This window comes from Dongia deserti, from assembly GCF_003574735.1.
Lineage (GTDB): Bacteria > Pseudomonadota > Alphaproteobacteria > Dongiales > Dongiaceae > Dongia_A > Dongia_A deserti.
Window position 1 is genome coordinate 111,341 of sequence record NZ_QORW01000014.1, and the last position, 24,507, is coordinate 135,847.

The window sequence follows — 24,507 nt, forward strand, 5'->3', positions numbered from 1 at the left end:
CGCAAGGCGATTCTCGCAATCCCTTCCCCAGCTTTGGGAGGGAAACCGAGCCACCTTCGCCAAGCGATTTGGCTCGCGAAACGACAAGATAAGGACTCAGGCGCATGGCGCGCGGCATTCTGGTTGCGCTCGACACGACGGAGGTGGCGGTGGCCGCGGGCTGGGCGCGCGCGACCAGGGACTCGGTCGCCGGCGTCAAGCTCGGCCTGGAGTTCTTCAATGCCCGCGGACCGGCGGGAGTAGCGGAGGTCGCAGCCCTCGGCGCGCCCCTGTTCCTTGATCTCAAGTTCCACGACATTCCGAACACGGTGGCGGGTGCCGTGCGGGCGGTGGCCCCGCTGAGGCCGATGATCCTCAACCTGCATGCCTCGGGCGGCGCCGCGATGATGAAGGCCGCGCGCGATGCTGCGCGCGACGCCGCGGCCAGGCTCGGTAGCACGCCGCCGAAGCTGATCGGCGTAACGGTCCTCACCAGCCTCAGCGACGAGGATCTGGCTCAGGTGGGCCAGCACGCAAGCGCATCGGATCAGGTGCGCCGCCTGGCGGCGCTGACCAAGGAATGCGGCCTCGATGGCGTGGTGTGCTCGCCCCACGAGATCGCCGTGCTGCGCCGCGACCTCGGCCCGGATTTCCTCCTCGTGACACCGGGCGTGCGCCCGGCCTGGGCGGCGGCCGGCGATCAGAAGCGCGTGATGGAGCCGCGCCAAGCGATGGAAGCCGGCGCGGACTACCTCGTCGTCGGACGGCCGATTACGGGTGCGGCCGATCCCGCCGAGGCTGCGCGCCGCATCCAGGCGGAGATCGCGGGAGTTGCCGCCTGATGCCGGCATTGCGACCGCAACCTATTCCGGTCTTGCTGCTGGTCAAGTCCGCCTTCCAGGTCCTCTGGCAGCAGCGGGACGATGGGTTGCGCCTCGGCTTCGTTCCGACCCTGATCTGCTTCGCGGCGGTGGCCTATGGCCAGGGCGCAGCGCACAGAGCCATGCAGTACATGCAGGCCGGGACGCCGGAGCGGGTCTCGTCGGGCGACCTCTTCACGATGATCCTGTCGGTGCTGATTGCGATGGCCGCGTTGGGTGTGCTGGTGGCGAACTGGCTGCGCTTCACGCTGCTAGGCCCGATGGCGGCCATCGGCCTGGGGCTCAGTATCGGCCGGGGCCATGTCGGGTTTGTGGTCACCTGCATTGTCCTGATGTTCGTGGCCAGTATCGCGTTCGCGGTCATCTGCATGCCGTTGCTGTTCCTTCCCCCCTTCCTGAAGGGCATCGGCATCGCGGTCGCGTTCATTGCCGTCCTGGTAGCCATGGCGCGCTTGCTGCCCTTCGCGGTCGCGCAGGCGATCGGTCAGCCTTTGACGCTGCAGCAGTCCTGGAACGCGTCCCGTGGCAATGGCGTGCCGCTGACCAGCGCGCTGATCCTGGTGTGGCTGCCATTGTGGTTGCTCGGCGGCATCGTCACCAATGTGCTGTTCGCTGTTGGATTCGGCCAAATCGCACCGCTCGCCATGGTGTTCATCGCGGCGGTGTTCCAGAGTGCGACCTCCATCCTGCAGGCGATCGTGCTCGCCAATGCGTTCCGGCAGATGGTCGGCGTGCAGGTCTGATGTCATGACAGTCAGTGCCAAGATCTGTGGGTTGAAGACGCCGAAGACAGTCGCCGCCGCGGTCGCCGGTGGTGCCTCGCTAGTCGGCTTCAATTTCTATGCAAAGAGCCCGCGCAGCGTCGATCCGGCGACAGTGAAGCGACTCGCGGCCGACGTGCCGACCACCGTGCGCACAGTCGGCGTCATCGTCGATGAAAACGACGCGCGCATCGCGGAAATTCTCGGCGCCTGCGAGCTCGACCTGCTGCAGCTCCACGGCCACGAGACGCCCGAGCGTGTGGCGCAGATCCGTGCGCGCTTCGGCAAGCAGGTGATCAAGGCCATCCCGGTCAGCGATGCCGCCGACCTCGAGCGCGCCGCCGCTTACGAAGACGTCGCCGATTACCTGATGTTCGACGCCAAGCCCCCCAAGTCGATGGCGAACGCCTTGCCCGGCGGCAATGCGCTCAGCTTCGACTGGACCCTGCTCGCCGGCCGGCGCCTGCAGCGGCCCTGGCTCCTGGCGGGTGGCCTCACCCCCGACAATCTCATCGAGGCGGTGCGCATTTCCGGCGCTCCGATGGTGGATGTCTCGTCCGGGGTGGAGGATCGGCCGGGCGAGAAGAACATCAGCAAAATCAAGGCGTTCCTGGACGCAAGCCGGCGCATCTAGGTCGTTTCCGGCCTTTGACCTTTCCCTGAGCCTATGGTTGATTGCAGCCCGCAATCGAACCCCAGGATGATCGCTTTGACCGCCTCAGCTCCCGCTCCGCGCAATACCTATCGCAACGGCCCCGACGAGTTCGGGCGCTTCGGCATGTTCGGCGGACGCTTTGTCGCCGAGACTTTGATGCCGCTCATCCTGGAGGTGGAGAAGGCCTACAAGGCCGCCAAGGCCGACCCGAAGTTCGCGGAGGAGATGGAGTATTACCGCAAGCATTATATCGGCCGGCCCAGCCCGCTTTATTTCGCGCCGCGCCTGACCGAGCATTTCGGCGGCGCCAAGATCTATTTGAAGCGTGACGAGCTCAACCACACCGGCTCGCACAAGATCAACAACTGCATGGGCCAGATCCTGCTCGCCAAGCGCATGGGCAAGACCCGCATCATCGCGGAAACCGGCGCCGGCCAGCATGGCGTCGCGACCGCCACGGTCTGCGCGCTCTTCAATCTGCCGTGCACCGTCTATATGGGCGAGACCGATATCGCGCGCCAGCAGCCCAATGTCTTCCGCATGAAGTTGCTCGGCGCCGAGGTCGTGCCGGTGAAGTCCGGCACCCGCACGCTGAAAGACGCAATGAACGAGGCGCTGCGCGACTGGGTCACGAATGTCGAGAGCACGTTCTACATCATCGGCACCGTTGCCGGCCCGCACCCCTATCCGACTTTGGTGCGCGACTTCCAATCCATCATCGGCGAGGAAGTGCGCTGGCAGATGGCGGAGGCCGAGGGTCGCTTGCCGGACACGCTGGTTGCCTGCATCGGCGGCGGCTCCAACGCCATGGGACTGTTCCACCCGTTCCTCGATGACCAGAGCGTCGAGGTCTACGGCGTCGAGGCCGGCGGCGACGGGGTCGAGACGGGGCGCCATGCGGCCTCGCTCACCGGCGGACGGCCGGGCGTGCTGCACGGCAACCGTACCTATCTGCTGCAGAACGAGGATGGCCAGATCAACGACGCGCATTCGATCTCGGCCGGCCTCGACTATCCCGGCATCGGCCCGGAGCATGCCTGGCTGCACGACATGAAGCGCGTGAAATACGTCTCCGCCACCGACAAGGAGGCGCTGGAGGCTTTCCAGCTGCTCTCGAAATTGGAGGGCATCATTCCCGCGCTCGAGCCCTCCCATGCGCTGGCCTACGTCTCCAAGATCGCGCCCACGCTGCCCAAGGATCATCTGATCGTGATGAATCTGTGCGGCCGTGGGGACAAGGATATCTTCGCTGTCGCCCAGCATCTCGGGGTGAAGCTGTGAGCGCGGACGGACCGATGACCACGACCCGCATTGAGCGCCGCTTCGCCGCGCTCAAGAGTGCCAGCCGCGGCGGCCTCGTCACTTTCATCACCGCCGGCGACCCCAACTACGAGCTGTCGCTTGATCTGCTGCGGCGGCTGCCGGAAGCGGGCGCCGACGTGATCGAGCTCGGCATGCCGTTCACCGATCCGATGGCGGACGGCCCCGCGATCCAGGCGTCATCGCTACGCGCCTTGCGCAACGGCATGACCCTGAAGAAGACGCTGCAGCTTGTGACGGAGTTCCGCAAGGGTGACACCGAAACGCCCATCATCCTCATGGGCTATTACAACCCGATCTATTCCTACGGCGTGCCTGCGTTTTTGAAAGATGCGAAAGCCGCCGGCGTCGACGGCCTGATCGTGGTCGACCTCCCGCCGGAAGAGGATGAAGAGCTCTGCATCCCGGCGCTCAGGGCCGGCCTCAATTTCATCCGCCTCGCGACGCCGACGACCGACGACAAACGCCTGCCGACGGTGCTGCGCAACACGTCGGGCTTTGTTTACTACGTCTCGATCGCCGGCATCACCGGCACGCGGTCGGCCGCGAACGCGGATGTCTCCGCCGCTGTCGGGCGGCTGAAGCGCCACACCGATCTGCCGGTCGCGGTCGGCTTCGGCATCAAGACCGCCGACCAGGCCGCCGCGATCGCCAAGGTCGCCGATGCCGCCGTTGTCGGCTCTGCCTTGGTGAGCCGCATCGGCGCCCATGTCGATGAGAGGGGCACGGCTTCGCCGAAGGCAGTCGAGGACACGTTGGCCCTGGTGCGCGAGCTCGCCGCCGGCGTCCGCCGAGCACGACAATAGGAATTGGAAAGGGAGTTCGTCCATGAGCTGGCTGACCAATTTCGTCCGACCCAAGATCCGCGCCCTGGTGCGCAAGACCGACGTTCCGGAAAACCTATGGGACAAGTGCCCCGGCTGTGGTCAGATGATCTTCCACCGTGACCTCGAGGCCAACTTGAGGGTCTGTCCGCAATGCGGCGCTCACATGCGCATCGCCGTGAAAAAGCGCCTGGAGCTGCTGTTCGACAACGGCACCTATGAGCGCGCGGAACTGCCGAAGGTCGAGTTTGACCCGCTGAAGTTCCGCGACCGCAAGCGCTATTCCGATCGGCTGAAGGAAGCGCAGAGCAAGACCGAAGAGCAGGACGCCATCATCGTGGCGCACGGCCTGATCGGCGGATTGAAGGCGGTCGTCGCCGCGTTCAACTTCGATTTCATGGGCGGCTCGATGGGCGCCGCGGTGGGCGAGGGGCTGGTCGCCGCGTCCGACCTCGCGGTGAAGGAGCGCGCGGCCCTGATCGCGATTCCCGCCTCCGGTGGCGCCCGCATGCAGGAGGGCATCCTGTCGCTCATGCAAATGCCGCGCACCGTGATTGCCGTCGATCGCGTGAAGGAAGCCGGCCTGCCCTTCATCGTGCTCTTGACCGACCCCACCACGGGCGGCGTCAGTGCGTCGTTCGCCATGCTCGGCGACATCCACGTCTCGGAGCCCGGCGCCCAGATCGGCTTCGCCGGCGCCCGCGTGATCGAGGAAACCATCCGCGAGAAGCTGCCCGAAGGCTTCCAGCGCGCCGAATATCTGCTCGACCATGGCATCGTCGACCTGGTCGTCGCCCGCAAGGACTTGCCGACGGAGCTGGCGAAGATCATCGGCCTCCTGACGAAGCAGCCGAAACAAGAGGCGGCGTAGAGAGTTACACCTTTGCCGTACTTTTCTTCCGTCATCGCCGGGCCTGACCCGGCGATCCAAGTTCGCTTCAGAGCGGCTCATCAATACTTGGATCACCGGGTCGCGCAGCTTCGCTGCGGCCCGGTGATGACGGGAGGAGGCGGGGAACGATCGCAATGACCGCCGCCAGCGACATCGTGCTGGAGCGCGTCATGCGGCTCCATCCGAAGATCATCGATCTGGAGCTCACGCGCGTCGAGCGGCTGCTGAACCTGGTCGGCAATCCCGAACGCAACCTGCCGCCAGTGGTGCATGTCGCCGGCACCAACGGCAAAGGCTCGGTCATCGCCTATCTGCGCGCGATGCTGGAAGCCGCCGGCAAACGCGTGCATGTCTACACCTCGCCGCATCTAGTGCGCTTCCATGAGCGTATCCGCCTCGCCGGCGAACTTATCGAGGAGCAGGCGCTGGTCGACCTCATCGAGGAATGCGAGCGCGCCAACGGCGGCGATCCCATCACCTTTTTCGAGATCACCACCGTCGCCGCCTTCCTCGCCTTCTCGCGCGTGAAGGCGGACATCCTGCTGCTGGAAACCGGCCTCGGTGGTGAATTCGACGCGACCAACGTGATCGACGCGCCGCGCGCCACCATCATCACGCCGATCTCTTTCGACCACATGCAGTTCCTGGGTAATTCCCTGGCCAAGATCGCGGCCGCCAAAGCCGGCATCCTGAAGCCGGGCCGCCCGGCGATCATCGCGCAGCAGCCGCCGGAAGCCGCGGCGGTGATTGACGCGCGCGCCGCGGCGTTGCGCGCGCCGCTCTGGCGTTGCGGCAGCGAGTGGAATTTCGAGATCGGCGAGCGTGGCTTCACCTACCGCGACTCGCACGGCGCCATCGCGCTGCCCAAGCCGGTGCTGCCGGGTCGCCATCAGTTCGGCAACGCGGCGACCGCCGTGGCGGCGACGCGCTGGCTCGAGGATTTCGCACTGTCGGAGCATGCGATGGCCGCTGGCCTTGCCAACGCAGTCTGGCCCGCGCGCATGCAGCGCCTGAGCCGCGGACCATTGGTCGATCTGCTGCCGCCGGGTTGGGAGCTGTGGCTGGATGGCGGCCACAACGCGGATGCGGGGCAGATCATCGCCGACATGATCGGCGAGTGGCAGCAACAGGAACGCAAGCCCGTCAGCCTCATCTTCGGCATGCTCACCAGCAAGGATCCGCTCGCCTTCCTGCGTCCGCTCGCGCCACTGGCAGAGGATCTCTCCGCCGTCGCCATTCCCGGCGACCACTCATCGCTCTCCGCCGCCGACGCCGTCAGCTTCGCGGGCCAGGCCGGCTTGCCTGCCGCGGGCTATGAGTCCATCGCCGCGGCGCTCGCGGCGATCATCGAGCGCCATGGTCTGGCGCCGCGCCGCGTCCTCATCTGCGGCTCGCTCTATCTCGCCGGCACGGTGCTGGCGGAGAATGGGTGAATAGACCTGCGGGAACCGAGCGTCCTTCTGTGTGTTGCTCCGCCATTCCGAGCTTGCCGGCGCGAATCGCTCCGGTTAGTTTTGCGCCGTCACGTCCTCGAGAGTCTTCATGCACCGAGTCGTCTTGGTCCTCGCTGTGTGCGCAGCTTTTCTATCCGCGTGTGCGACCGAGTCCAGTCCTGCGTGGCGGCCTGCCCAGCCAGCGGGCAAGCCGGTCTTCATTACGCTGCAGGTCGAGCGGCACCTCAACAAATACTACAGCACCGTCGGCGCCGGACGCAGCGGCGCCTTCGCGGTGTCCGAGAAAGGGCATGTCGGCTTCTACGCCTATTGCCAGGCATTCAGCTGCCGCGACGAAGTCAGCTTCACCCGCGAAGCCTTGCGCGGCTGTGAGGTGCGCGCGCACTCACCTTGCGTCATCTTGGCCGTGGGCCGCACCGTCCGCCATCGCTATATGACCTACCGCCAAGCCGAAGCGGAAGGACTGCTCTAGCGCCAAATAAGAAAACCCCGCGCCGAAGCGCGGGGCTTGTCTCATGCGCAATGTGGGATCGGATCAGAGGACCGATTCGATCCAGTCGGCGAGCTGGCGCTTCGGCATGTTGCCGATCTTGGTCGCCGCGACCTGGCCGTCCTTGAAGATCATCAAGGTCGGAATGCCGCGCACGCCATAGCGCTTCGGCGTCTGCTGATTGTGGTCGATGTTGATCTTAGCGAGCGTCAGCTTGCCGTCGAGCTCGCGCGTGATCTCATCGAGCGCGGGCGCGATCATCTTGCAGGGGCCGCACCATTCCGCCCAGAAATCGACCAGCACGGGGCCGGCAGCTTTCAGGACGTCGGCCTCGAACGAAGCGTCGCTGACATGGATGGTGTGAGAGTGGGTCGTGGTAGCCGTAGCAGCTGTCATCCCAGTGTTCCTTGTGTGGGCCGGCCGGTGGAGGTGAACCGGACCGGATCCCGTTTGGTTGCCGCATTCCGCTCTGGCGTCGGGACAAAGCGGAACGTGAAGGGGGCGAACCCTCGGGCTGGAATCTAGGGAGCCGCCTCCACCCTCGTCAAGGCGACGCATTCAGCCATGCGCGTTTAACATATCGATTGGGATTTCCATCAGGCGCGGCCCTTCCGTCCATAGCAGGAAGCAGCGAATTCTCTTGGTTTCATAGAGGTTTGAGAGAGCGGACCGATAGGCGCCCAATTGCCGCATGTACTGCTGTGAAACATGCATGACCTGCATGGGAGCAGGGCGATTGCTCTTGAAATCGACCACCCAGACCTCGTCGTCCAGTACTACCAGCCGGTCGATCTGCCCGCTCAGCACCTCGGTCCTGCCGTCGGGCGCGCGGCGGGTCGCCACCACCGGCACCTCGGCGCGGCTGTCGGGGCCGAAGATCGCGGCGAACTCCGGCACGTCCAGCAAGGCGGTCACGTCGCGCGCCAGCGGCTCGCGCTCGGCCGGCGGAACGGCGCTCGAGCGCCGCGCGACATAGGCCTGCGCAGCGGCAAGGCGCGCCTCCTTCGGCAATTGCGGCAGCATCTCGAGCAGGTGATGGATGACGCGCCCGCGCTGATAACGCCAACCCTGGTCCTCGCCCAGCGGCGACAAGGTCGCCGGGTCCGGCTCGCTCGGCCGCGACGGAGTCAAGGGCCGCGGCGGATCCGGCAGGTCGGGAATCGGCGCATTGAGCCAGGCGGGCAGGGCGACCTCGCTCTGCGTTGGCGCCGGCGCTGCCACAGCGGCGATCAGCTCGCCCGCGGTGACGCGCAGCAAGTCGCCATTCCATCCGTCCTCCGGCCCGCTCAGCCACGCCGGCCGCTCCTCGGCCCGCACATGCGGCGCCTTCATCGCGGCCTCGCGCACGTGGTCGTGCCAATTCGCGTTCTTGATCGGCTGCAGGCCGCACCAGCCGCAGACGTAAAGCCGCTCTTCCGCCCGTGTCAGCGCGACATAGAGCAGGCGGTTCTCCTCCTCCTGCTGGCGCTGCATCGCCTCCGCGCGCGCCGCCGCGGCGACCGGATCGTCGCTGCCCATGTTGGGCGACCATATCGGAATCTGCGCATCGCCGGCCTCGATCCAGAACAAGCCGCTGAGCGGCTGCGGCCTGCGCCGCTGGTCCGCCAGGAACACGATCGGCGCTTCCAATCCTTTCGCGCCGTGCACCGTCATGATGCGCACGCGGCCTGCGCCTTCGTCGAGGTCGCGCTTCACCTGCAGCTCGCCTTGCTCCATCCAGGCCAGCATGTCCTGCAGGTTGGGCGCGTGGCGCGATTCGTAGGCCAGCGCCAGGTTGAGGAACTCGTCGATCGCCTCGCCGCATTCATCGCCGAGGCGCGCATAGAGCCGCTGCCGTCCGCCCGCCGCTTCCAGCAGTTCCGACAGCTGCTCGTACGGCGTCGCGAACCCCGCGCGATCCAGGAACGGCTCCAGCAGGTCGCGCGCCCGTGCCGCGGCCGGTATCGCGTCGGCCAGTTCCTGCACGCGCATCCACAGGTTCTTCCGACCGCGATCGACACAGAGCTCGAACAGCTCTTCTTCCGTGACGCCGACCAGCGGCGACTTGAGCAACGCCGCCAGATTGAGGTCGTCCTCCGGCAACAAGAGGAACCGGCAGAACGCGATCAGGTCCATGACCGCGATCTGGTCCAGCAACGTCATGCGGTCGACGCCGACCACCGGGATCGCGCGGCGCTTCAGGGCGCGCACCATCAGGTCCATGAACTTGGTGCGGTTACGCACCAGGATCATGACGTCGCCCGCCGTGACACGCCGCGCCACGCCATTCTGGTGCGTGCTGCCGCTCTCCCGCAGGTGCGCGATCTCCGCGGCGATGCTTTCCGCCAGGCGCGCTTCCGGTGCCGCCGCCAGCTCGCGGATGGTCGGCGGCGACCAGGGCGCCGGGCTGTCGGCCGCGATCGGCTTCGCGATCGGCCAGATCACGATCTCGCCGAACTCGCCGATGCGGCTGACACGATGGCTGATGTCCTCCTCGATCGCCGCCACGCCTGCGCGCGCTGCGCCGCCGAACACGGTGTCGACGATCTCCAGCACCGCTTCGGTGGAGCGGAACGAGGTGCGCAGCGGGACTGATTGGAAGCGGTCTACGCGCTGTCCGTAGTGCTGCTCATAACGCAGGAACTCCTCCGGCGCCGCGCCCTGGAAGGAGAAGATCGATTGTTTGCGGTCGCCGACCGCGAAGATCGAGCGCGGATTCTCCGAGGCACCCTGGCCGGCGAAGAACTCCTCAGTCAGCGCCGCGATTACGCGCCATTGCTCTGGGTTGGTATCCTGCGCCTCGTCGATCAGCACATGGTCGATGCCGCCATCGAGCTTGTAGAGCACCCACGGCGCGATGCCCGGCCGCTGCAGCAGGTCGACCGCCTTCTGGATCAAATCCTCGTAGTCGAGCTGCGCCGCCACCGCCTTGCGCCGCGCATAGCGCCGGAGCACGTCGGCGCTGACATGGATTAGCGCCTCGGTGCCGACGGCAACCTCGACCGCACGCAGTTTCTCCCGGACCTTGGCGAGGCGATCCGCTTCTGCAGTCAGGCAGGCAACGAGGTCGGACCAGGTCGCGACCGCGCCCTTGGTCGCCAGCCTCTTCAGGATCGATCCATCCTGCGTGAAGAAGAGGCTGCAATAATCGTCGAACGTCTCAGCCCGTCCGGTGGGATCGGCATTGAGCCAGCTGCGCAATGTCTCCGCGCGCTCCTGGTCCTTGTCCGAGCCTCGCGCCAGCGCGTCCGCCGCGCGCCGCAGAAGGGCAGGATTGCAGGCGATATCCGCCACCGCTTCGGCCAGAACCGACTCCCGAGTCTCGTCCTCGCCCACCTTCAGCAACCGCCGCAGCGCCGTGCGGATGGCCGGCATCTCCGCGCTGTCGATCAGGCGCTCGAAGCGCGCGCGGCGGGTGAACAGCTCCTTCATCAGGTCGTTGAGCCGGCCTTCCAGCATGCGCGCGACCACCATGTCGAGCGCCTGGCGCAACGGCGTGTCCGCCGCGTTGCGTGCGGCATTCAGCATCTCGTCGCGTGCCTCGCCCATCAGGGCCGTGGCGTCGCGTTCCTCGATCAGAGTGAAATGCGGCGCCACCTCCGCTTCCAAGGGGAAGCGCCGCAGCAACGACTGGCAGAACGCATGGATGGTCATGATCTTCATGCCGCCCGGCGTGTCGAGCACGCGCGCGAACAGCCGGCGCGCCACCGGCATCAAGGCGGCGGTATCCTTGCCGCCGGTCAGCGCGCGCAGCTCCGCGCGCAGCGTGTCGTCGGAGGCGGCCGCCCAGGATGCCAGCCGCTCAGCGATACGGTTGGACATTTCCGCCGCTGCCGCTTTGGTGAAGGTCAGGCACAGGATCTTCGCCGGCGGCACGTTGCTGAGCAGCAGGCGCACCACGCGGTCACCCAGAACCTTGGTCTTGCCCGATCCCGCCGAGGCCGAAACCCATGCGGAGTAGCTTGGGTCCGAGCCGCGGCGTTGCGCCTCGGTCGCTTGCCGCAGAATGTCGCGCTTGACGGCGGTCATGGCCACTGCTCCCGCTCGCTCAGCCACTCGATGTTGCGCGCCAGGTGCGCGTAGTCATCGTATCTGGGGGCGAATTGCGGATCGGGCGTCGCGACATAGGCCGCGGTGTCGTCGCTGAAGTCGCGTACCAATGCGATCAGGCCAGCGATCGCGGCACCGGCGAGCGCCATAAGGTTGCCTTTGACGCGATCGACTGTTCCGCCATCGCGACTGCCCGACAGTTTCCAGTGCGCCAGTTCCGCGATCTGCGTGCCGCCAATGCCCTCGAATGCGCCCGCGAGCGCCATCGCCGCCTCCAGGGTCAATTGCGGCGCGAAGCCGAGCTCAATGTCCTCCTTCTTGGGGAGCGTGCCGGTCTTGTAGTCGATGATCGTCAGACCGCCATCCCGCCACGTGTCGATGCGATCGGCGCGCGCGGCCAGCGTGAAGGACGGCGCGACGTCTGCCAGTTCCAGCGTGCCCTTCAGCTCGGTGGCGATGGCGGTCAGCTGTGGCGTTCTACGCTCGCGCTCCTGCTTCAGCCACCAGGCCGCGATGCGCTGGAAGCGCGGCTGCCAGAACGCCCACACGTTCGGTCGGTCGAGCCACGGCCGGAACGCCGCTTCCCCTTCGGCGCGCAGCAGCGCCAGCGCATCCGACGGCAACGCGTGTGGGAACGTGCGCGTGAACTCATGCAGCGCCGCATGCACCGCGGTCCCGAGTTCCGCCGCGTTTGGATCCTGGTCCAAGGGATCGAGTGCCTCCAGGCGCAGGATGTGGCGCGCATAGATCGCATATGGATTGCGCCGCCACGCTTCGATTTGGGTGACTGACAATTTGTTCGGCCGCCGCGCGGCGCCAGGTTTCGGCATCGGTCGCCGGCCGGTCTCGACCTTGTCCGGTCGATCAATCATGTGCGCGAGGCGCCGTTCCAGCGCATGCGCGTTCGCGGGCAATCCGTCACCCGTGCAGCTCAGGAACGCATTGAGCCGCAGCAGCCAGCGCGACGGCACGGTCGGCGCGCCATCGACCCGCTCGGCGCGGGTCAGCAGCACCTTGGGCGCGCCCATCGCCTGCTGGAAATCGTGCGCACTGAGGCCAATCTTGCGCTCCGGCGCCGGCAGGCCGAAGCCCTGGCGCATCGGCCGGTTGAGCCAGGGATCGATCGCGCTCTCCGCCGGCCAGGTCCCTTCATTCAGGCTGCCCAGGACAAGAAGATCAGCCTGCTGCAAGCGTGCTTCGAGCGGCCCCCAGATGAAGAGCCGCGGGTGCCGCCCGAAGCGCGGCCGCACCGCGATGCCGGACAGCAGCTCCAGCATCAACGCGGTGAAATCCTCCGCCGGCACGTTCGGCAATCCGCTGAAAGACTGCAGTGCATCGTGCACGAAGTCGGACAAGGCCTCGCCCGCTTCGCCGCGCCACAGGCGCTGGATGCCGATCTCCTCGCTGGTCGCGGCCAGCGCCTCGGCCGAGGCGACGACGGCGCGCAACCGCTCGACCGGCGGCATCGGCTTTGTCCAATCCGCCATCGCTGCTGTCGCGCGCTCCAGGCTGTCAATCACCTTGAGCAGTTTCTCGGCATCGAGATCGGACAGGCTGGAGAACTCATCGCGCGCTTCTATTGCCTGCCGCAGGCCTTGCCAGCCCGGCGCCGGGCGCGGCCCGCGCAGCAGGTCGCGATCCAGCCGCCGCGCCGACTTGCGCAGCGATCCGAGCCTGCGCCCGCCGGCGGCGAGCGGATGCTTCAACAGCGCCAGCAAGGGGATCGGCGCCCACTCGTTCGCCGCCGCATCGCACAGCGCGAGCAGATAGGCGCCCGGCGCGGTCTGCGACAGAGGCTGGCCGGCGGAATCGTCGATCTCGATGCGCCAGCGTTTCAGCTCCGCCGCCACCCGCCGCGCCAGCCTGCGATCGGGAGTCACCAGGGCTGCGACGCCTTCCTCGTGCTCCGCGATGAATCGGCGCAAGGCAAGGGCGACGACCTGCGCTTCCTCGCGCTCGCTCGGGCAGTCGATGCGAGAGACCCCCGCTATGGCGGCGCCAACGGCCAGCGGCAACAATGTCTCCGCACGCTCTTTCCAACCATGCGTGCGCTCCGCCGGCAGCAAAGCGGCAGACACGATCTCCGCGCGCGCTTGGCGCGGCGCATCAAGAATACGCGCCCGGCTCTCGTCTCCTTCCCCCGCCTCGGGGGAGGGAAGCTCGCTTCGGGAGAGGGGATTTGGGACTGCAACATCCGCCACCTGATCCCGCGTAGCCTCGAACCGCTTCAGCAGCTGCGCCAGGCCATATTGCGGATGGCTGGGATCGTCCGCGATCGCCTGCCAATCCTCGTCACTCGGCGCGCGATCAAGTCCGGGCAGATAGACCGCACCCTGCGGCAGGCGCGCGATCGTATGCATGAGGTCCGCCGCTGCAGGAATCGAACCCGTGGAGCCCGCCGCGATGATCGGCATCTGCGGCGGTGCTGCTTCCCACACGGCGCGTTGCAGATCGAGCAGGCGATTGCGTCGCTCCGCCGGATCGATCGCCCCTTCCTCCGCCAGGATATCGGGCCAGGCCCGGCGCAGGATGTCGAGGAAGTTGATGGTGAGCTGCCAGTGCGCTGCCAGGCTCTCCGGCACCAGCCCTTCCAGCGCGGAGAGATCCTTGCGCTCCGTCTCCACCTGGTCGAGCAGCCGCGCAAGCTCCGCCGCCAGTTGCGTCGCCTGGTCCAGCCGGATCGTGCCCGCCCGCGGCCCGCCGCGGGCGGGCGCTGCCATGATCAGCCGCGCCAGCAGCATGCGGCGCTTCAATTCGCCGATCGCCGGCGGAATGTCCGCCGCCTCGCCGAACAGAGCACCACCCAGCACCGTCAGATCATCCGAGTCGAGATCGCCAATCGGCATCAGGCGCGGCAGCAGGCTGGCGCTGCTCTGGTCGGGGCGCACCGCCTGGCGCAGGAACGCCTCCTGCAGCGTGCGGCACGCGCGCCGGTTCGGCAGCAGCACCGTCATTTCGCTGAGCTTCAGTGGATCGCCCTCCACCTGGCGCAACAATTCCGCCGCCAGCGTCTCGGCAAAGGAGACGCCCGATGGAATCGAAAAAACCCGAGGTGTGTCGCGGAGCAGGGGACTCGGCATCCCCTGAGTCTGTCTCAGAACCGCCAGCCGTGGAAGGTCAGGTCGCGCTCGACGTCCTCAAGATGCTTGGGTGTGGAGACATGGTACCACTCGCCGTCATGGCGAATGCCATAGAGCCGCCCTTCCTCGATCGCGCGGTCCCACAGCACGTTGGCCGAGAACGCACCCTTCGGTGCGTCGCGGAACAGGCGCGGATGGCACAGCTGAATGCCGGCATAGAGGAATGGCGCCACCTGCCGCTCCGGCCGCCGCGTCAGGCGACCGAGCGGGTCCATCAGGAAGTCGCCCATCCCGTCATAGCCGACCGCGCGCGCCGTCGAGTGCAGCAGCAGCAGCGCGTCCATCTTCTCCGGATCGAAGCCCTGCGCGATGCGTTCCAGGCAATCGGTCTTGCCGTTGAGCCAGATGACCTTGGCATTGACGGTGAAGAACGGCTCGTCGCCCAGCAGCGGCAGCGCCTTCACGATGCCGCCGCCGGTCTCCAGGATCTCTTTTTCCTCGGAGAACACGATCTCCGGCGTCTTGCGGTCCTTCAGATGCGCGCGGACCTGGTCGCCCAGATGATGCAGGTTGACGACGGCGCGCTCCACGCCCGCCGCCGCCAGCCGATCCAGCACCACGTCGATGATCGGTACGCCCAGCACCTTGGTCAGCGGCTTCGGCACCTTGTCGGTATAGGGCCTGAGGCGCTTGCCGAATCCGGCAGCCAGCACCATGGCGCTCTTAGGCATCTTGATTCCGGTCTTTTTGTTCACGGGCACAGGTCCTGAATACGAGCTATTGAACATCGAGCACGGGCCGCCGCTCCGCCGGCGCCAGGTGCTTGTCGAACCAGGCCTTCACCGGCGCCAGCGCCGGATGGGCGATATCGTGCTGTAGCAGTTCCCACACCCGCGGCATGAAACGCTGGTAGTTCGGTTTGTTGTCGCGCTTCAGCAACCGTGTGAAGGTGCCGGCGATGCGCGTGTTGCGTTGCGCAGCGGACAGTGCATAAGCCGACCGGAACGCGGCCGCGTTCAGGTCTGGATTGCCCGTGAGATAACGGTCGATCATGGCGCTGGCCAGATCCTGCGGCACCTGGCGCCGCACATCCTCCAGCAGCGAGGCAAGATCGAACGGCACCGGTCCGGCCACCGCATCCTGGAAGTCGAGCAGGCCGCAGGCCTGGAAGCCACTGCGATCGGGCAGCACCAGCAGGTTGTCGACATGAAAATCGAACAGGGTGATGGTCCGGCCCGCCTTCCACATGCCAGGCAGCACGGCGCGCCACGCCGCTTCGAATTCCGCGCGCACCGCGTCCGGCGCCGGCGCGCCCTTGATCGCCGGCCAGTACCAATCCAGCAGCAGCGAGACCTCGCGCAGGCACCGCGCTTCATCGAAAACAGGCAGCGTCTTGAGGGCGCCCTGCGGCACGCGGCGACGCACTTCGATCAGCGCGTCGGTGGCGAGCTCATAGAGCGGTCGTTCGTCGCGCCCCTGCCGCAGCAGCATGGTGTAGGTATCGTCGCCCAGGTCCTCGAGCAGCAGCAGGCCCCGCGCGTGATCCTGCGCCAAGATGCGCGGTGTGCTGAAGCCAAGCCCGCCCAGCAGCCGCGCGACATTGATGAAAGGCCCGACGTTCTCCATTGGTGGCGGCGCATCCATCAGCACCGCCGTCTTGCCGTTGAGATTGAGCCGGTCATAGCGGCGAAACGAGGCATCGCCCGCCAGCAGTCCGCGCTGAGCAGCGCCCCAGCCTGCGTCTTTCAGGAACGCCGCGATGTGCTGTTCGCGCTCTGTCCGGTTGATCGGCGTCACGATCACAGCAGCTCCGCCAACCGACTGCGCCAGGACGCGCCGCCTTCGATCAGTGCGCGCCGCGCTTCTCCGTGGGTGATCTGCAGCTCGATCGTCAACAAGTTCTCCTTCGGCAGCAGCCCCGCCGCCAGCTCCGGCCACTCGATCAGGGAGACGGCATCGGCCAGCGCCTCTTCGATCCCCAACTCATAGACCTGGTCCGGCCGGTCCAGCCGGTAGAGGTCGAAGTGCCAGAGGTCCGCGGGCCCGCTGCCGAGCGTGACGGGATAGGTCTGGACCAGGGTGAAGGTCGGGCTCGGCACATCCTCCGATTCCGGCGAGAGGCCCGCCACGATCGCCCGTGCCAATGTCGTCTTTCCCACGCCCAATCCGCCCTTCAGCGCCACTACATCGCCCCGCTGCAGCACCTTGGCCACTCGCCGCCCGAAGGCGTTGGTGGCGGCCAGGTCCGGCAGGTCGATGACAGGTGCTGAGTCGCTCTTGATCATGGCCATCATGGCGCCAAGCTTTTAACGATCCCTTTTCATAAGATCAATTCACCCAGCGGCTTAGTGGGTTATTCTGGAACGGAACGGGATCGAGGCGGGATCGGCGTACGGAACGGAATTGGCGATGTCGCCCGCAAGATGGACTTGGGATCCGGCGGGCGGCAGGATGCGCCGCGATTCGGGCCCGGGACGACTGAGCGAGCGCCCTGTTGAAGACGAATAGGAATATGGAGCAATCATGGCCCAAGCGGCGCATGTAACGGACGTGGCAATCATCGGCGCAGGCCCGGTCGGCCTGTTCGCCGTGTTCGAATGCGGCATGCTCAAGATGAAATGCCATGTCATCGACGCGCTGGAGACGACCGGCGGCCAATGCGCCGCGCTCTATCCGGAGAAGCCGATCTACGACATCCCGGGCTATCCCGCGATCGACGCAGCCGGCCTCATCCAGAAGCTGGAACAGCAGGCTGCCCCCTTTGCGCCAGTGTACCATCTCGGCCAACAGGTGGATAAGCTCAGCCAGAACGGTGACCGCTGGCACCTGGAGACCTCGACCGGCACGAGGATCGACGCGAAGGCGGTCGTCATCGCCGCTGGCGTCGGCGCTTTCGGCCCCAATCGCCCGCCGCTGGAACGGCTTGCCGAGTTCGAGGGCAAGAGCGTCTTCTATCTGGTGAAGCGGCGCGAGGACATGCGCGGCAAGCGCGTGGTCATCGCGGGCGGCGGCGATTCCGCCCTCGACTGGACCTTGGCGCTCGCCGGCATTGCCGAGCGGATCTATGTCATCCATCGCCGTCCGAAATTCCGCGGCGCGCCGGAATCCGTTGCGCGCATGGAGGAGCTGGCGAAGCAGGGCCAGATCGAATTGGTCGTGCCCTATCAGCTCCATTCGCTAGAGGGTTCGAACGGCCAACTCAGCGCCGTCAATGTCGCGACCCTGGATGGCCAGATGCGCCGCATTGAAGCTGACGTGCTGCTGCCGTTCTTCGGTCTCGCGATGAACCTGGGGCCGATCGCCCACTGGGGTCTCAACCTCGACCACAATCACGTCACGGTCTCGCCGCACAACCTCGCCTCGAGCGCGCCCGGCATCTTCGCCATCGGCGACATCGCCACCTACCCCGGCAAACTGAAGCTGATCCTCTGCGGCTTCTCCGAGGCGGCGATGACGGCGCACGCCATCTATCCGCTGGTCCATCCGGGCGAAGCGCTGCACTTCGAATACTCGACCACCAAGGGCGTGCCCGGCACGGCGTAGTGTGTGCTGGATCTTCTTTCCGTCATGGCCGGACGAAGATCCGGCCATCCAAATTCCCATCAGAGCGGCGCATTGAGACTTGGATCACCGGATCGCGCCGCTTCGCGGCTTGTCCGGTGATGACGGGTAGGAAATACGGACGCACCTTCGGCCCAGGTTACATGGAAAATACCACGTCGAGAGCGCGGTGGAATCATAACCGGTGCCTGCCCTAGTCTTGCGTCAGCTCCACTCAGTTCTGGGATAGGCCACATGACACTCTCTATGTATCAGGCGTCCGTGCCCGTCTTCGTGCGCGGCCTGGAGAATCTCGGCAATATCCTCGCCAAGGCCGCCACGCACGCTGAAGCGAAGAAGATCGATCCCGCTGTCTTCATCAATGCGCGCCTCGCGCCCGACATGTTCCCGCTGTCGCGCCAGGTGCAGATCGCCTCGGACGCCGCGAAAGGCTGCACTGCCCGCCTGGCCGGCGTCGAGGTGCCGAGCTATCCCGACACGGAGACCACGTTCCCTGAATTGCAGGAGCGCGTCGCCAAGACCATCGCGTTCGTGACGGGGCTCACCGCGTCGCAGATCGACGGCAGCGAAGACCGTGTGGTGACCCTCAAGCAGCGCGGGGAGGATGTGCGCTATCGCGGCCAGGACTATCTCTTGAAGCTCGCGCTGCCCAACTTCTTCTTCCACGCCGTCACCGCCTACGACATCCTCCGCCACAACGGCGTCGAGGTGGGGAAGGCCGATTATCTGGGGAAGCTGCCTTAGCGCCTTCTACAGTTCCGTTGCTTTTTCCGTCATCACCGGCCCGACGCGCAGCGTGGAGATCCGGTGATCCAAATCTGCAAGTGGTGCGCTCCGCAACGAATTTGGACAGCCGGGTCTTACGCCCGGCCTGACGTGGAGAGAGCGTGCGCGGACAGGCTTAGCTCAACTCGCCGCCGCCGCGCGCCCTGACGGATCCAGCGGCAGCGTGCACACGACGCGGCGGTACCCCAGCCCGATCTCTGTCTCGACGCGGCCGCCATGCAGCTCCACCAGCGTGCGGACCAGAGCGATGCCGAGACCGCTGGTGACATCGCGGCCGGAGCCGGCCGAGCCGCCGATTTCCGCCGGCAGCGCGCTGCTTTCGATCGCGCCGCCGTCAGCGGTGCCGCTGCTGACCTCGACCGCGAGGGCGAGCTGCAGCGGCTGGCGCTTGGCGCGCAAGGTGACGGTGCCGCCATAGGGTGCGGCGGAGAGCGCGTTCGACAGCAGGTTGGACAAGGCCTGCTTCAGGCGCTGCTGGTCGCCCATGATCTCCCCGAGGTCGTCGGAGGTGTCGAGGCTGAGCGTGACCGAGCGCATGCGCGCGCGCTGCTGGAATAGCCGCTCGCTTGCCTCCAGCATGTCCTGCACGTCGATCGGCTTCAGATCCAGCTTGATATAGCCGGCCTCGATCGCCGCTACGTCGATCACGTCGGAGATCAGCAGCAGCAGCGCCTGCGCGGCATCCAATATACCATGGCTGTATTCCTGCTGCTTCTCGTTGAGCGCGCCGAAATATTGCCGCGACAGCAACTCAGCATAGCCGATGATGGCGTTGAGCGGCGTGCGGAACTCGTAGCTGACATTCGCGATGAACTCCGATTTCAGCCTGTCCGCCGCCATCAGCGCCTCGTTCCGCTCGCGCAGCGCGCGCTCCATGTTGATGCTGTCGGTGACGTCCGTGTATTTGTAGAGCCGCCCGCCATCGGGCAGCGGGATCGCCGCCACGTCGATCACCTTGCGGTCGCTACGCTCGATCCTGACGTTGCGCAGCTCGCGCTCTGCCACCTCGCTCACGATCCGCTCGCGCAGCGCCGGCCAGTCCTTGCGCCCGGTGAAGAAGCCGGCGACCATGTCGACCACCTTCGACACGTGCGGCTGGTTTTCCAGCTCGTCCTCGGTCAGCGACCACATGCGCGTGAAGGCGGGATTGTGCAGCTTCAGCCTGCCGTCGCTGCCATAGACCGCGATGCCTTCATAGAGATGGTCGATGGTCTCGCGCTGCACCTCGGTGAGCGTGTTGTAGCTGGCTTCGAGGGCCAGGCGGTCAGTTACGTCCTCATACGTGAGCGTGACGCCGCCCATCGGGTGCGGGGTCGCGACCATGCGGAAGGTGCGGCCGCGCGGCGTGTGCATCAGCTCCTCGAACGGGCTGATGATGGACATGATGTGGCGCGCGAACTCCTGCTTGTAGTTGCGGAAGTCCGCCTGCTCGGTGATCTGCCGGCGCTCGCGCAGCGCGTCGAGCACTTCGTCGATGGTCGGCTCGGATTGCAGGAACTGCGCATCCAGCTCGAACAGGTCGCGATAGGCGGCGTTGAAGAACTTGACGCGCTTGTCCGGCCCGAAGATCACGATGCCGGTGCCCAGGCTCTGCAGCACATCGTCGTGCGCGGCGATGTGCCGCGCGAGCTCCGCGTGCGTCTCTTCGAGCGCGGTCTGGTCCAGTGCATAGCCGATCAGCGCGCCGGTGGGCAGCGGCGCTTCGTTGAAATCGAACAGCCGCCGCGTGCCGCCCACCACCTGCTGCTGGCTTTCGGATTGCACCATGCCCAGCTTCTGCGCGCGGGCGGCGAGGGCGCGCGCGGCGCTGTTGATGTCGCGGCCGGCCCGCGGCGCCTCGCCCGGCGGCAGGTCGAGCAGGCGATGGAACGCCTGGTTGCCGTAGGTGATGGCAAGGGTTTCGTCGCGGCACCAGATCGGCATGGGCAGCCGGTCGAGCAGTTCCATGAAGCCGCGCACGGCGGCCTTCGACTCTTCGACCTGGCCCATGGTCTCGGTCACGTCGTCGATCCAGAGGCGCCGGGGCCCTCCCTGGTCCAGCCGCTGCAGCCGCAGCCATCTGTTGGTGTGGACGTGGCGCATGATGGTCTGCGTTGCGCCCTTTCCGGAGGTGAGGGCGGTCCAGGCCTCCTCCGCGTGCGGCCCGTCGCTCCGCAGCAGCCCGCGCAATTCCGCCAGGGTTGTCTGCGGCCGGTTGAGGCTGAGGAGCTCCGCCGCGCGCGACTCTAGCTCGATCGCGCCGGCGCCGGTCCACTCGATCAGGGCGAAGGGGCTGGTCGCCAGGCGCTCCCGCGCCTCGATCAGCTGGCGCGAAAGCTCGGCCCGCGCATCCGCCTCGCGCCGCAGCGCCAGGCGATGGGTGATCTGCTGGGCCACCAGGACGATGACGGCGATGCCGATGAGGACGGCCGCCCAGACGAAGTTGATGCCAGGGATGTTCGACCCGGTAAATTCCTGAATCACAACATCCGGCTGTGTTTGTGCCCACGCCGGCGCGGCCGACATATGGGCCGCCCCCAACGCAAGGCCCATTGCAATCGAATTGGCACGCCGCCTGTGGGCCCTCAGGCCTGCTAGTCCATCCCCCCGAAACATGGCGCGACTGTAGTCGCTGAGGCCGGTCGCGACAACCCAACTCTCCTCCCCCTTGTGCAGCGGTGCGGAGAGGGGAATAGAGTGCGGACGAGAAATGGGTGGGAGAGATCGATGAGCGTCCTGACACCGGAGCTTCGCGAGGCGCTGGCCCGCGTCGGCACGTTGACCTTGATCGACATGCCCGACCGCCGCGGCCTGCGCTCGATGTGTCTCTATGGCGTTTGGCCGACTCGCGCCGGCCAGCCGCGCATGGTCTGCATCGCCTAAGCCATGCGCTTCGAGCGAGGAGACGAAGCGTGATTTCGAAGCCTCGAAGGCAGCGCGCGCCGGCAAGGGATGACCGCGCGGCCGCTGGCGTGGGCCGCATGGCGCGTCTTCGGCAGGTCGTAGCGCAGGTCGTAGCGTTGGCGGCTTCGGGCATCGTCGCCGCCTGCGCCGCCACCTATGTCGTGGCGCCGCCGCCGCTTGTGCCCGCGGAGGCGCAGGCGCCGGTCGCGGTGCTCGACCACGGACGCCATTCCAGCCTCGTCATTGGCCTCCCCGACGGCCGCATGGTGCGCTACGCCTATGGGGATTGGCGCTGGTATGCGGAAGGCACGACCGGCGCGGCCGAGGGCTATGCGGCGCTGTTCCGGGAGACGCCGGGCGCGCTCGGCCGGCGCGTACTGCCCGGACCGCTCACGGCGGAGACGCTGCGCGAGCAGGTCCACGTGGGGATCGAGGATATGGTGCTGCTCGATGTCGATGCCGCTGCGGCGCAGCGCGTCGTTGACAGGCTCGACGGCATCGCCGAGGCCGGCCGCGACCGCATGGTCACGAACCAGGCATTCGATCTCGACTTCTTTCCGCACCCCGTGCCCTACACGCGAGCGCACAACTCGAACCGCGTCCTCGCCGGCTGGCTGCGCGAGATGGGCGCCGAAGTCGAAGGCGACGGCCTGATCGCCGACTGGAGGCTGCGCCGCTGAAAGCCCTCTCTCTCATTTGAGCAGGGCAATCGCATGTGCAGACCGCGCACTGAAAGGCAAAACGGCGCGATCCTGAGGAACCGCGCCGCTTTGGCGATCTAGTACGATCGGCCTAGTACCGATAATGCTCCGGCTTGAACGGTCCGGCCGCAGCGACGCCGATATACTCGGCCTGCTTCTGCGTGAGCTTGGTGAGCTTGACGCCGATCTTCTCGAGATGCAGGGCCGCCACCTTCTCGTCCAGGTGCTTCGGCAGCACATAGACCTGCCTCGAATACTTCTTGTAGTTCTGCCACAGCTCGATCTGCGCCAGTACCTGGTTGGTGAAGGAGGCGGACATGACGAAGCTGGGATGCCCCGTCGCGCAGCCCAGGTTCACCAGGCGTCCCTCAGCCAGCACGATCAGGCGCTTGCCGTCCGGGAACTCGACCTCGTCCACCTGTGGCTTCACGTTGTGCCACTTGTAGTTCCGCAAGCCGGCGATCTGGATCTCGCTGTCGAAGTGGCCGATGTTGCACACGATCGCGCGATGCTTCATCTGCCGCATGTGGTCGAGCGTGATGACGTCGACATTGCCGGTGGCGGTGACGAAGATGTCGCCGACCGGCGCCGCCTCTTCCATCGTGGTCACTTGGTAGCCTTCCATCGCCGCCTGGAGCGCGCAGATGGGATCGACTTCCGTCACCATCACGCGCGCGCCCTGGCTGCGCAGCGAAGCGGCGGAGCCCTTGCCCACGTCGCCGAAGCCGGCGACCACCGCGACCTTGCCCGCCATCATCACGTCGGTCGCGCGCTTGATGCCGTCCACCAGGCTCTCGCGGCAGCCATAGAGATTGTCGAACTTCGACTTGGTAACGGAGTTGTTGACGTTGATCGCGGGAACCAGCAGCGTCTCCTTGCGCGCCATCTCGTAGAGCCGCCCGACGCCGGTCGTGGTCTCCTCGCTGATGCCCTTCACCTGCTCCATCAGCTGCGGGTACTTGTCGTGCATGATCTGCGTCAGGTCGCCGCCGTCATCCAGGATCATGTTGGGGTGCCAGCCGTTGGGCCCGGTGATGGTCTGCTCGATGCACCACCAGAACTCGTCCTCGCTCATGCCCTTCCAGGCGAACACCGGGATGCCCGCCGCCGCGATCGCCGCCGCCGCCTGGTCTTGCGTGGAGAAGATGTTGCAGGACGACCAGCGCACCTCCGCGCCCAGCGCGATCAGCGTCTCGATCAGCACCGCGGTCTGGATGGTCATGTGCAGGCACCCGGCGACGCGTGCGCCTTTCAGCGGCTTCGATTCGCCGAACTCCTTGCGCAGGGCCATCAGGCCCGGCATCTCGGTTTCGGCGATGTCGATTTCCTTCCGCCCCCACTCGGCGAGGCTCATGTCCTTGACTTTGTAATCGGTGAAGGCGGCCATTCCGGTCTCCGTTAATTTCTGCTTGAAAGCCCGCCGCCTTCTACCAGCCGCGCCCCCTCCCGACAAGGCATGCTGATGCATGGCCCTAGCTTGAAATCATTGGCATATTCCACAAGACCAGGAAGGAGAAGGGTGTCCAAGGTGCCACCGGCGCGCCGCCCAGCCGGAGCGCCCGCGCGGTCCACTGGTTGCAGGTCTCGATGATGGTGTAGCGGCCGTTGGCCACATAGAAGGTGTCGCGCTCGCCATAGCCCGGCGCCGCCTGCACCGGCCGGCCTTGCGATTGCCGCAGGCTGCCCCGGACGAAGTCCACGATCCGGCCATAGGCGGCAGCGTCCATCGGCCATTGCCGGCACTTTTCCGTCGCGCTCGGCTTCGGCCGATACTCGACATGCAGCACCGTCTCGTCCCACAGCACCGATTTGAGCGCCCTGCCGATGTCGACATCCGCCCAGGTCGGCGTGTTGATGTAAAAATCGCGGCTGCCCCAGCCGAGGCCGATATGGTCGAAGAACGCGACCGGCCCGGTGAAGGCATCCGCCGCGAACACTGCGCGCCAATCCATATGCCCCGCAGCAACCGGCACGACCAAGTCGGTGTGCACGCCATTGTCGCAGGCATAGATCACGATGCCCCCTTCGGGCTCGGTCGGCTCCGGCACGAACAGCAGCGCCCCGAACGCCGCGATGGTGTAGAGCGCCAGCGCGGCGAGGGCGATACACACGAGACTCAGCAGCGCGCGAATCAGGACTCGCATGGCGCGCAGGATCGTAAAGGATTGCGCCCAAATTCAGGCGGCAAGATGGAGCACCTTATATGGCATG

Annotated in this window: 21 protein-coding genes; 12 read left to right on the forward strand and 9 right to left on the reverse strand. The window is 66.4% G+C overall.

What is annotated here, in order from left to right; genetic code table 11:
* Positions 1 to 104: 104 nt before the first annotated feature.
* From pyrF to DTX69_RS21190, 8 genes are all read left to right on the forward strand, one after another.
* Entirely contained in the window at positions 105 to 821 is a 717-nt protein-coding gene (pyrF, locus tag DTX69_RS21155; protein ID WP_119303547.1) for an orotidine-5'-phosphate decarboxylase, read from the forward strand.
* Positions 821 to 1,603: a hypothetical protein gene (locus DTX69_RS21160; protein ID WP_119303548.1), complete on the forward strand. Its 783-nt coding sequence runs from the start codon at positions 821 to 823 to the stop codon at positions 1,601 to 1,603. The genes pyrF and DTX69_RS21160 overlap by 1 nt, the downstream gene beginning before the upstream one ends.
* 4 nt (positions 1,604 to 1,607) lie before the next feature.
* The gene (locus DTX69_RS21165; RefSeq protein WP_119303549.1) at positions 1,608 to 2,255 is read left to right on the forward strand and encodes a phosphoribosylanthranilate isomerase; all 648 of its coding nucleotides are present in this window, start codon (positions 1,608 to 1,610) and stop codon (positions 2,253 to 2,255) included.
* A gap of 144 nt (positions 2,256 to 2,399) precedes the next feature.
* Positions 2,400 to 3,557, forward strand: coding sequence for a tryptophan synthase subunit beta (gene trpB / locus DTX69_RS21170; protein WP_407643992.1), 1,158 nt, complete (start codon positions 2,400 to 2,402; stop codon positions 3,555 to 3,557).
* 14 nt (positions 3,558 to 3,571) lie between these two features.
* A complete protein-coding gene (gene trpA, locus DTX69_RS21175) occupies positions 3,572 to 4,402 on the forward strand; it encodes a tryptophan synthase subunit alpha (RefSeq protein WP_119303603.1) in 831 nt (276 codons plus the stop codon).
* 22 nt (positions 4,403 to 4,424) lie between these two features.
* Positions 4,425 to 5,291 carry an acetyl-CoA carboxylase, carboxyltransferase subunit beta gene (accD, locus tag DTX69_RS21180; protein WP_119303551.1) on the forward strand — a complete coding sequence of 289 codons (867 nt, stop codon included), beginning with the start codon at positions 4,425 to 4,427 and terminating at the stop codon, positions 5,289 to 5,291.
* A 155-nt stretch (positions 5,292 to 5,446) separates the two neighbouring features.
* Entirely contained in the window at positions 5,447 to 6,745 is a 1,299-nt protein-coding gene (locus DTX69_RS21185) for a bifunctional folylpolyglutamate synthase/dihydrofolate synthase (RefSeq protein WP_119303552.1), read from the forward strand.
* A gap of 109 nt (positions 6,746 to 6,854) precedes the next feature.
* Positions 6,855 to 7,238, forward strand: a complete 384-nt coding sequence (locus DTX69_RS21190) for a hypothetical protein (RefSeq protein ID WP_119303553.1) — start codon at positions 6,855 to 6,857, stop codon at positions 7,236 to 7,238.
* A gap of 63 nt (positions 7,239 to 7,301) precedes the next feature.
* Here the strand turns inward: DTX69_RS21190 and trxA are convergent, their stop codons facing one another.
* The 6 genes from trxA to tsaE form a co-directional block, all read right to left on the reverse strand.
* Positions 7,302 to 7,652: a thioredoxin TrxA gene (gene trxA / locus DTX69_RS21195; RefSeq protein WP_119303555.1), complete on the reverse strand. Its 351-nt coding sequence runs from the start codon at positions 7,650 to 7,652 to the stop codon at positions 7,302 to 7,304.
* A gap of 162 nt (positions 7,653 to 7,814) precedes the next feature.
* On the reverse strand, positions 7,815 to 11,264 hold the full coding sequence (addA, locus tag DTX69_RS21200) for a double-strand break repair helicase AddA (RefSeq protein WP_119303556.1): 3,450 nt from the start codon (positions 11,262 to 11,264) through the stop codon (positions 7,815 to 7,817).
* Complete coding sequence (gene addB / locus DTX69_RS21205) at positions 11,261 to 14,365, reverse strand: double-strand break repair protein AddB (protein WP_119303557.1); 3,105 nt, start codon at positions 14,363 to 14,365, stop codon at positions 11,261 to 11,263. Before addB ends, addA begins: the two co-directional genes overlap by 4 nt.
* Positions 14,366 to 14,379: 14 nt before the next feature.
* On the reverse strand, positions 14,380 to 15,120 hold the full coding sequence (locus DTX69_RS21210; protein ID WP_284735964.1) for a nucleotidyltransferase family protein: 741 nt from the start codon (positions 15,118 to 15,120) through the stop codon (positions 14,380 to 14,382).
* 22 nt (positions 15,121 to 15,142) lie between these two features.
* Positions 15,143 to 16,162 carry an aminoglycoside phosphotransferase family protein gene (locus DTX69_RS21215; protein ID WP_284735965.1) on the reverse strand — a complete coding sequence of 340 codons (1,020 nt, stop codon included), beginning with the start codon at positions 16,160 to 16,162 and terminating at the stop codon, positions 15,143 to 15,145.
* A 2-nt stretch (positions 16,163 to 16,164) separates the two neighbouring features.
* Positions 16,165 to 16,650, reverse strand: coding sequence for a tRNA (adenosine(37)-N6)-threonylcarbamoyltransferase complex ATPase subunit type 1 TsaE (tsaE, locus tag DTX69_RS21220; RefSeq protein ID WP_119303608.1), 486 nt, complete (start codon positions 16,648 to 16,650; stop codon positions 16,165 to 16,167).
* Between the two features lie 238 nt (positions 16,651 to 16,888).
* Here tsaE and DTX69_RS21225 point away from each other — a divergent pair, with 238 nt between their 5' ends.
* Positions 16,889 to 17,908: an NAD(P)/FAD-dependent oxidoreductase gene (locus tag DTX69_RS21225; protein ID WP_119303559.1), complete on the forward strand. Its 1,020-nt coding sequence runs from the start codon at positions 16,889 to 16,891 to the stop codon at positions 17,906 to 17,908.
* Positions 17,909 to 18,160: 252 nt separating this feature from the next.
* Complete coding sequence (locus DTX69_RS21230; RefSeq protein ID WP_119303561.1) at positions 18,161 to 18,670, forward strand: DUF1993 domain-containing protein; 510 nt, start codon at positions 18,161 to 18,163, stop codon at positions 18,668 to 18,670.
* A gap of 162 nt (positions 18,671 to 18,832) precedes the next feature.
* On the opposite strand, the gene DTX69_RS21235 is transcribed toward DTX69_RS21230, so the two are convergent.
* Entirely contained in the window at positions 18,833 to 21,217 is a 2,385-nt protein-coding gene (locus DTX69_RS21235; RefSeq protein WP_162917419.1) for a sensor histidine kinase, read from the reverse strand.
* A gap of 201 nt (positions 21,218 to 21,418) precedes the next feature.
* Between DTX69_RS21235 and DTX69_RS30290 the strand changes: the two genes are divergently transcribed.
* Entirely contained in the window at positions 21,419 to 21,574 is a 156-nt protein-coding gene (locus DTX69_RS30290) for a hypothetical protein (RefSeq protein WP_162917420.1), read from the forward strand.
* 98 nt (positions 21,575 to 21,672) lie between these two features.
* Positions 21,673 to 22,275 (forward strand): hypothetical protein, encoded by a 603-nt coding sequence (locus DTX69_RS21240; protein WP_119303564.1) that lies wholly within the window; start codon positions 21,673 to 21,675, stop codon positions 22,273 to 22,275.
* Between the two features lie 112 nt (positions 22,276 to 22,387).
* Here DTX69_RS21240 and ahcY read toward each other — a convergent pair whose 3' ends face one another.
* Complete coding sequence (gene ahcY, locus DTX69_RS21245) at positions 22,388 to 23,683, reverse strand: adenosylhomocysteinase (protein ID WP_119303565.1); 1,296 nt, start codon at positions 23,681 to 23,683, stop codon at positions 22,388 to 22,390.
* 85 nt (positions 23,684 to 23,768) lie between these two features.
* Positions 23,769 to 24,440: a TIGR02117 family protein gene (locus DTX69_RS21250; RefSeq protein ID WP_119303566.1), complete on the reverse strand. Its 672-nt coding sequence runs from the start codon at positions 24,438 to 24,440 to the stop codon at positions 23,769 to 23,771.
* Positions 24,441 to 24,507: the final 67 nt, after the last annotated feature.

Bases quoted from the DNA above. Each gene is read 5' to 3' on its own strand.
- trpB (WP_407643992.1), top strand. From the start codon at position 2,400: ATGTTCGGCGGACGCTTTGTCGCCGAGACTTTGATGCCGCTCATCCTG.
- DTX69_RS21225 (WP_119303559.1), top strand. From the start codon at position 16,889: ATGGCCCAAGCGGCGCATGTAACGGACGTGGCAATCATCGGCGCAGGC.
- DTX69_RS21160 (WP_119303548.1), top strand. From the start codon at position 821: ATGCCGGCATTGCGACCGCAACCTATTCCGGTCTTGCTGCTGGTCAAG.
- addB (WP_119303557.1), bottom strand. From the start codon at position 14,365: ATGCCGAGTCCCCTGCTCCGCGACACACCTCGGGTTTTTTCGATTCCA.
- trpA (WP_119303603.1), top strand. From the start codon at position 3,572: ATGACCACGACCCGCATTGAGCGCCGCTTCGCCGCGCTCAAGAGTGCC.
- DTX69_RS21190 (WP_119303553.1), top strand. From the start codon at position 6,855: ATGCACCGAGTCGTCTTGGTCCTCGCTGTGTGCGCAGCTTTTCTATCC.
- DTX69_RS21185 (WP_119303552.1), top strand. From the start codon at position 5,447: ATGACCGCCGCCAGCGACATCGTGCTGGAGCGCGTCATGCGGCTCCAT.
- trxA (WP_119303555.1), bottom strand. From the start codon at position 7,652: ATGACAGCTGCTACGGCTACCACGACCCACTCTCACACCATCCATGTC.
- DTX69_RS21165 (WP_119303549.1), top strand. From the start codon at position 1,608: ATGACAGTCAGTGCCAAGATCTGTGGGTTGAAGACGCCGAAGACAGTC.
- addA (WP_119303556.1), bottom strand. From the start codon at position 11,264: ATGACCGCCGTCAAGCGCGACATTCTGCGGCAAGCGACCGAGGCGCAA.
- ahcY (WP_119303565.1), bottom strand. From the start codon at position 23,683: ATGGCCGCCTTCACCGATTACAAAGTCAAGGACATGAGCCTCGCCGAG.
- pyrF (WP_119303547.1), top strand. From the start codon at position 105: ATGGCGCGCGGCATTCTGGTTGCGCTCGACACGACGGAGGTGGCGGTG.
- DTX69_RS21230 (WP_119303561.1), top strand. From the start codon at position 18,161: ATGACACTCTCTATGTATCAGGCGTCCGTGCCCGTCTTCGTGCGCGGC.
- DTX69_RS21240 (WP_119303564.1), top strand. From the start codon at position 21,673: ATGGCGCGTCTTCGGCAGGTCGTAGCGCAGGTCGTAGCGTTGGCGGCT.
- DTX69_RS21250 (WP_119303566.1), bottom strand. From the start codon at position 24,440: ATGCGAGTCCTGATTCGCGCGCTGCTGAGTCTCGTGTGTATCGCCCTC.
- accD (WP_119303551.1), top strand. From the start codon at position 4,425: ATGAGCTGGCTGACCAATTTCGTCCGACCCAAGATCCGCGCCCTGGTG.
- DTX69_RS30290 (WP_162917420.1), top strand. From the start codon at position 21,419: ATGAGCGTCCTGACACCGGAGCTTCGCGAGGCGCTGGCCCGCGTCGGC.
- DTX69_RS21235 (WP_162917419.1), bottom strand. From the start codon at position 21,217: ATGTCGGCCGCGCCGGCGTGGGCACAAACACAGCCGGATGTTGTGATT.
- tsaE (WP_119303608.1), bottom strand. From the start codon at position 16,650: ATGATCAAGAGCGACTCAGCACCTGTCATCGACCTGCCGGACCTGGCC.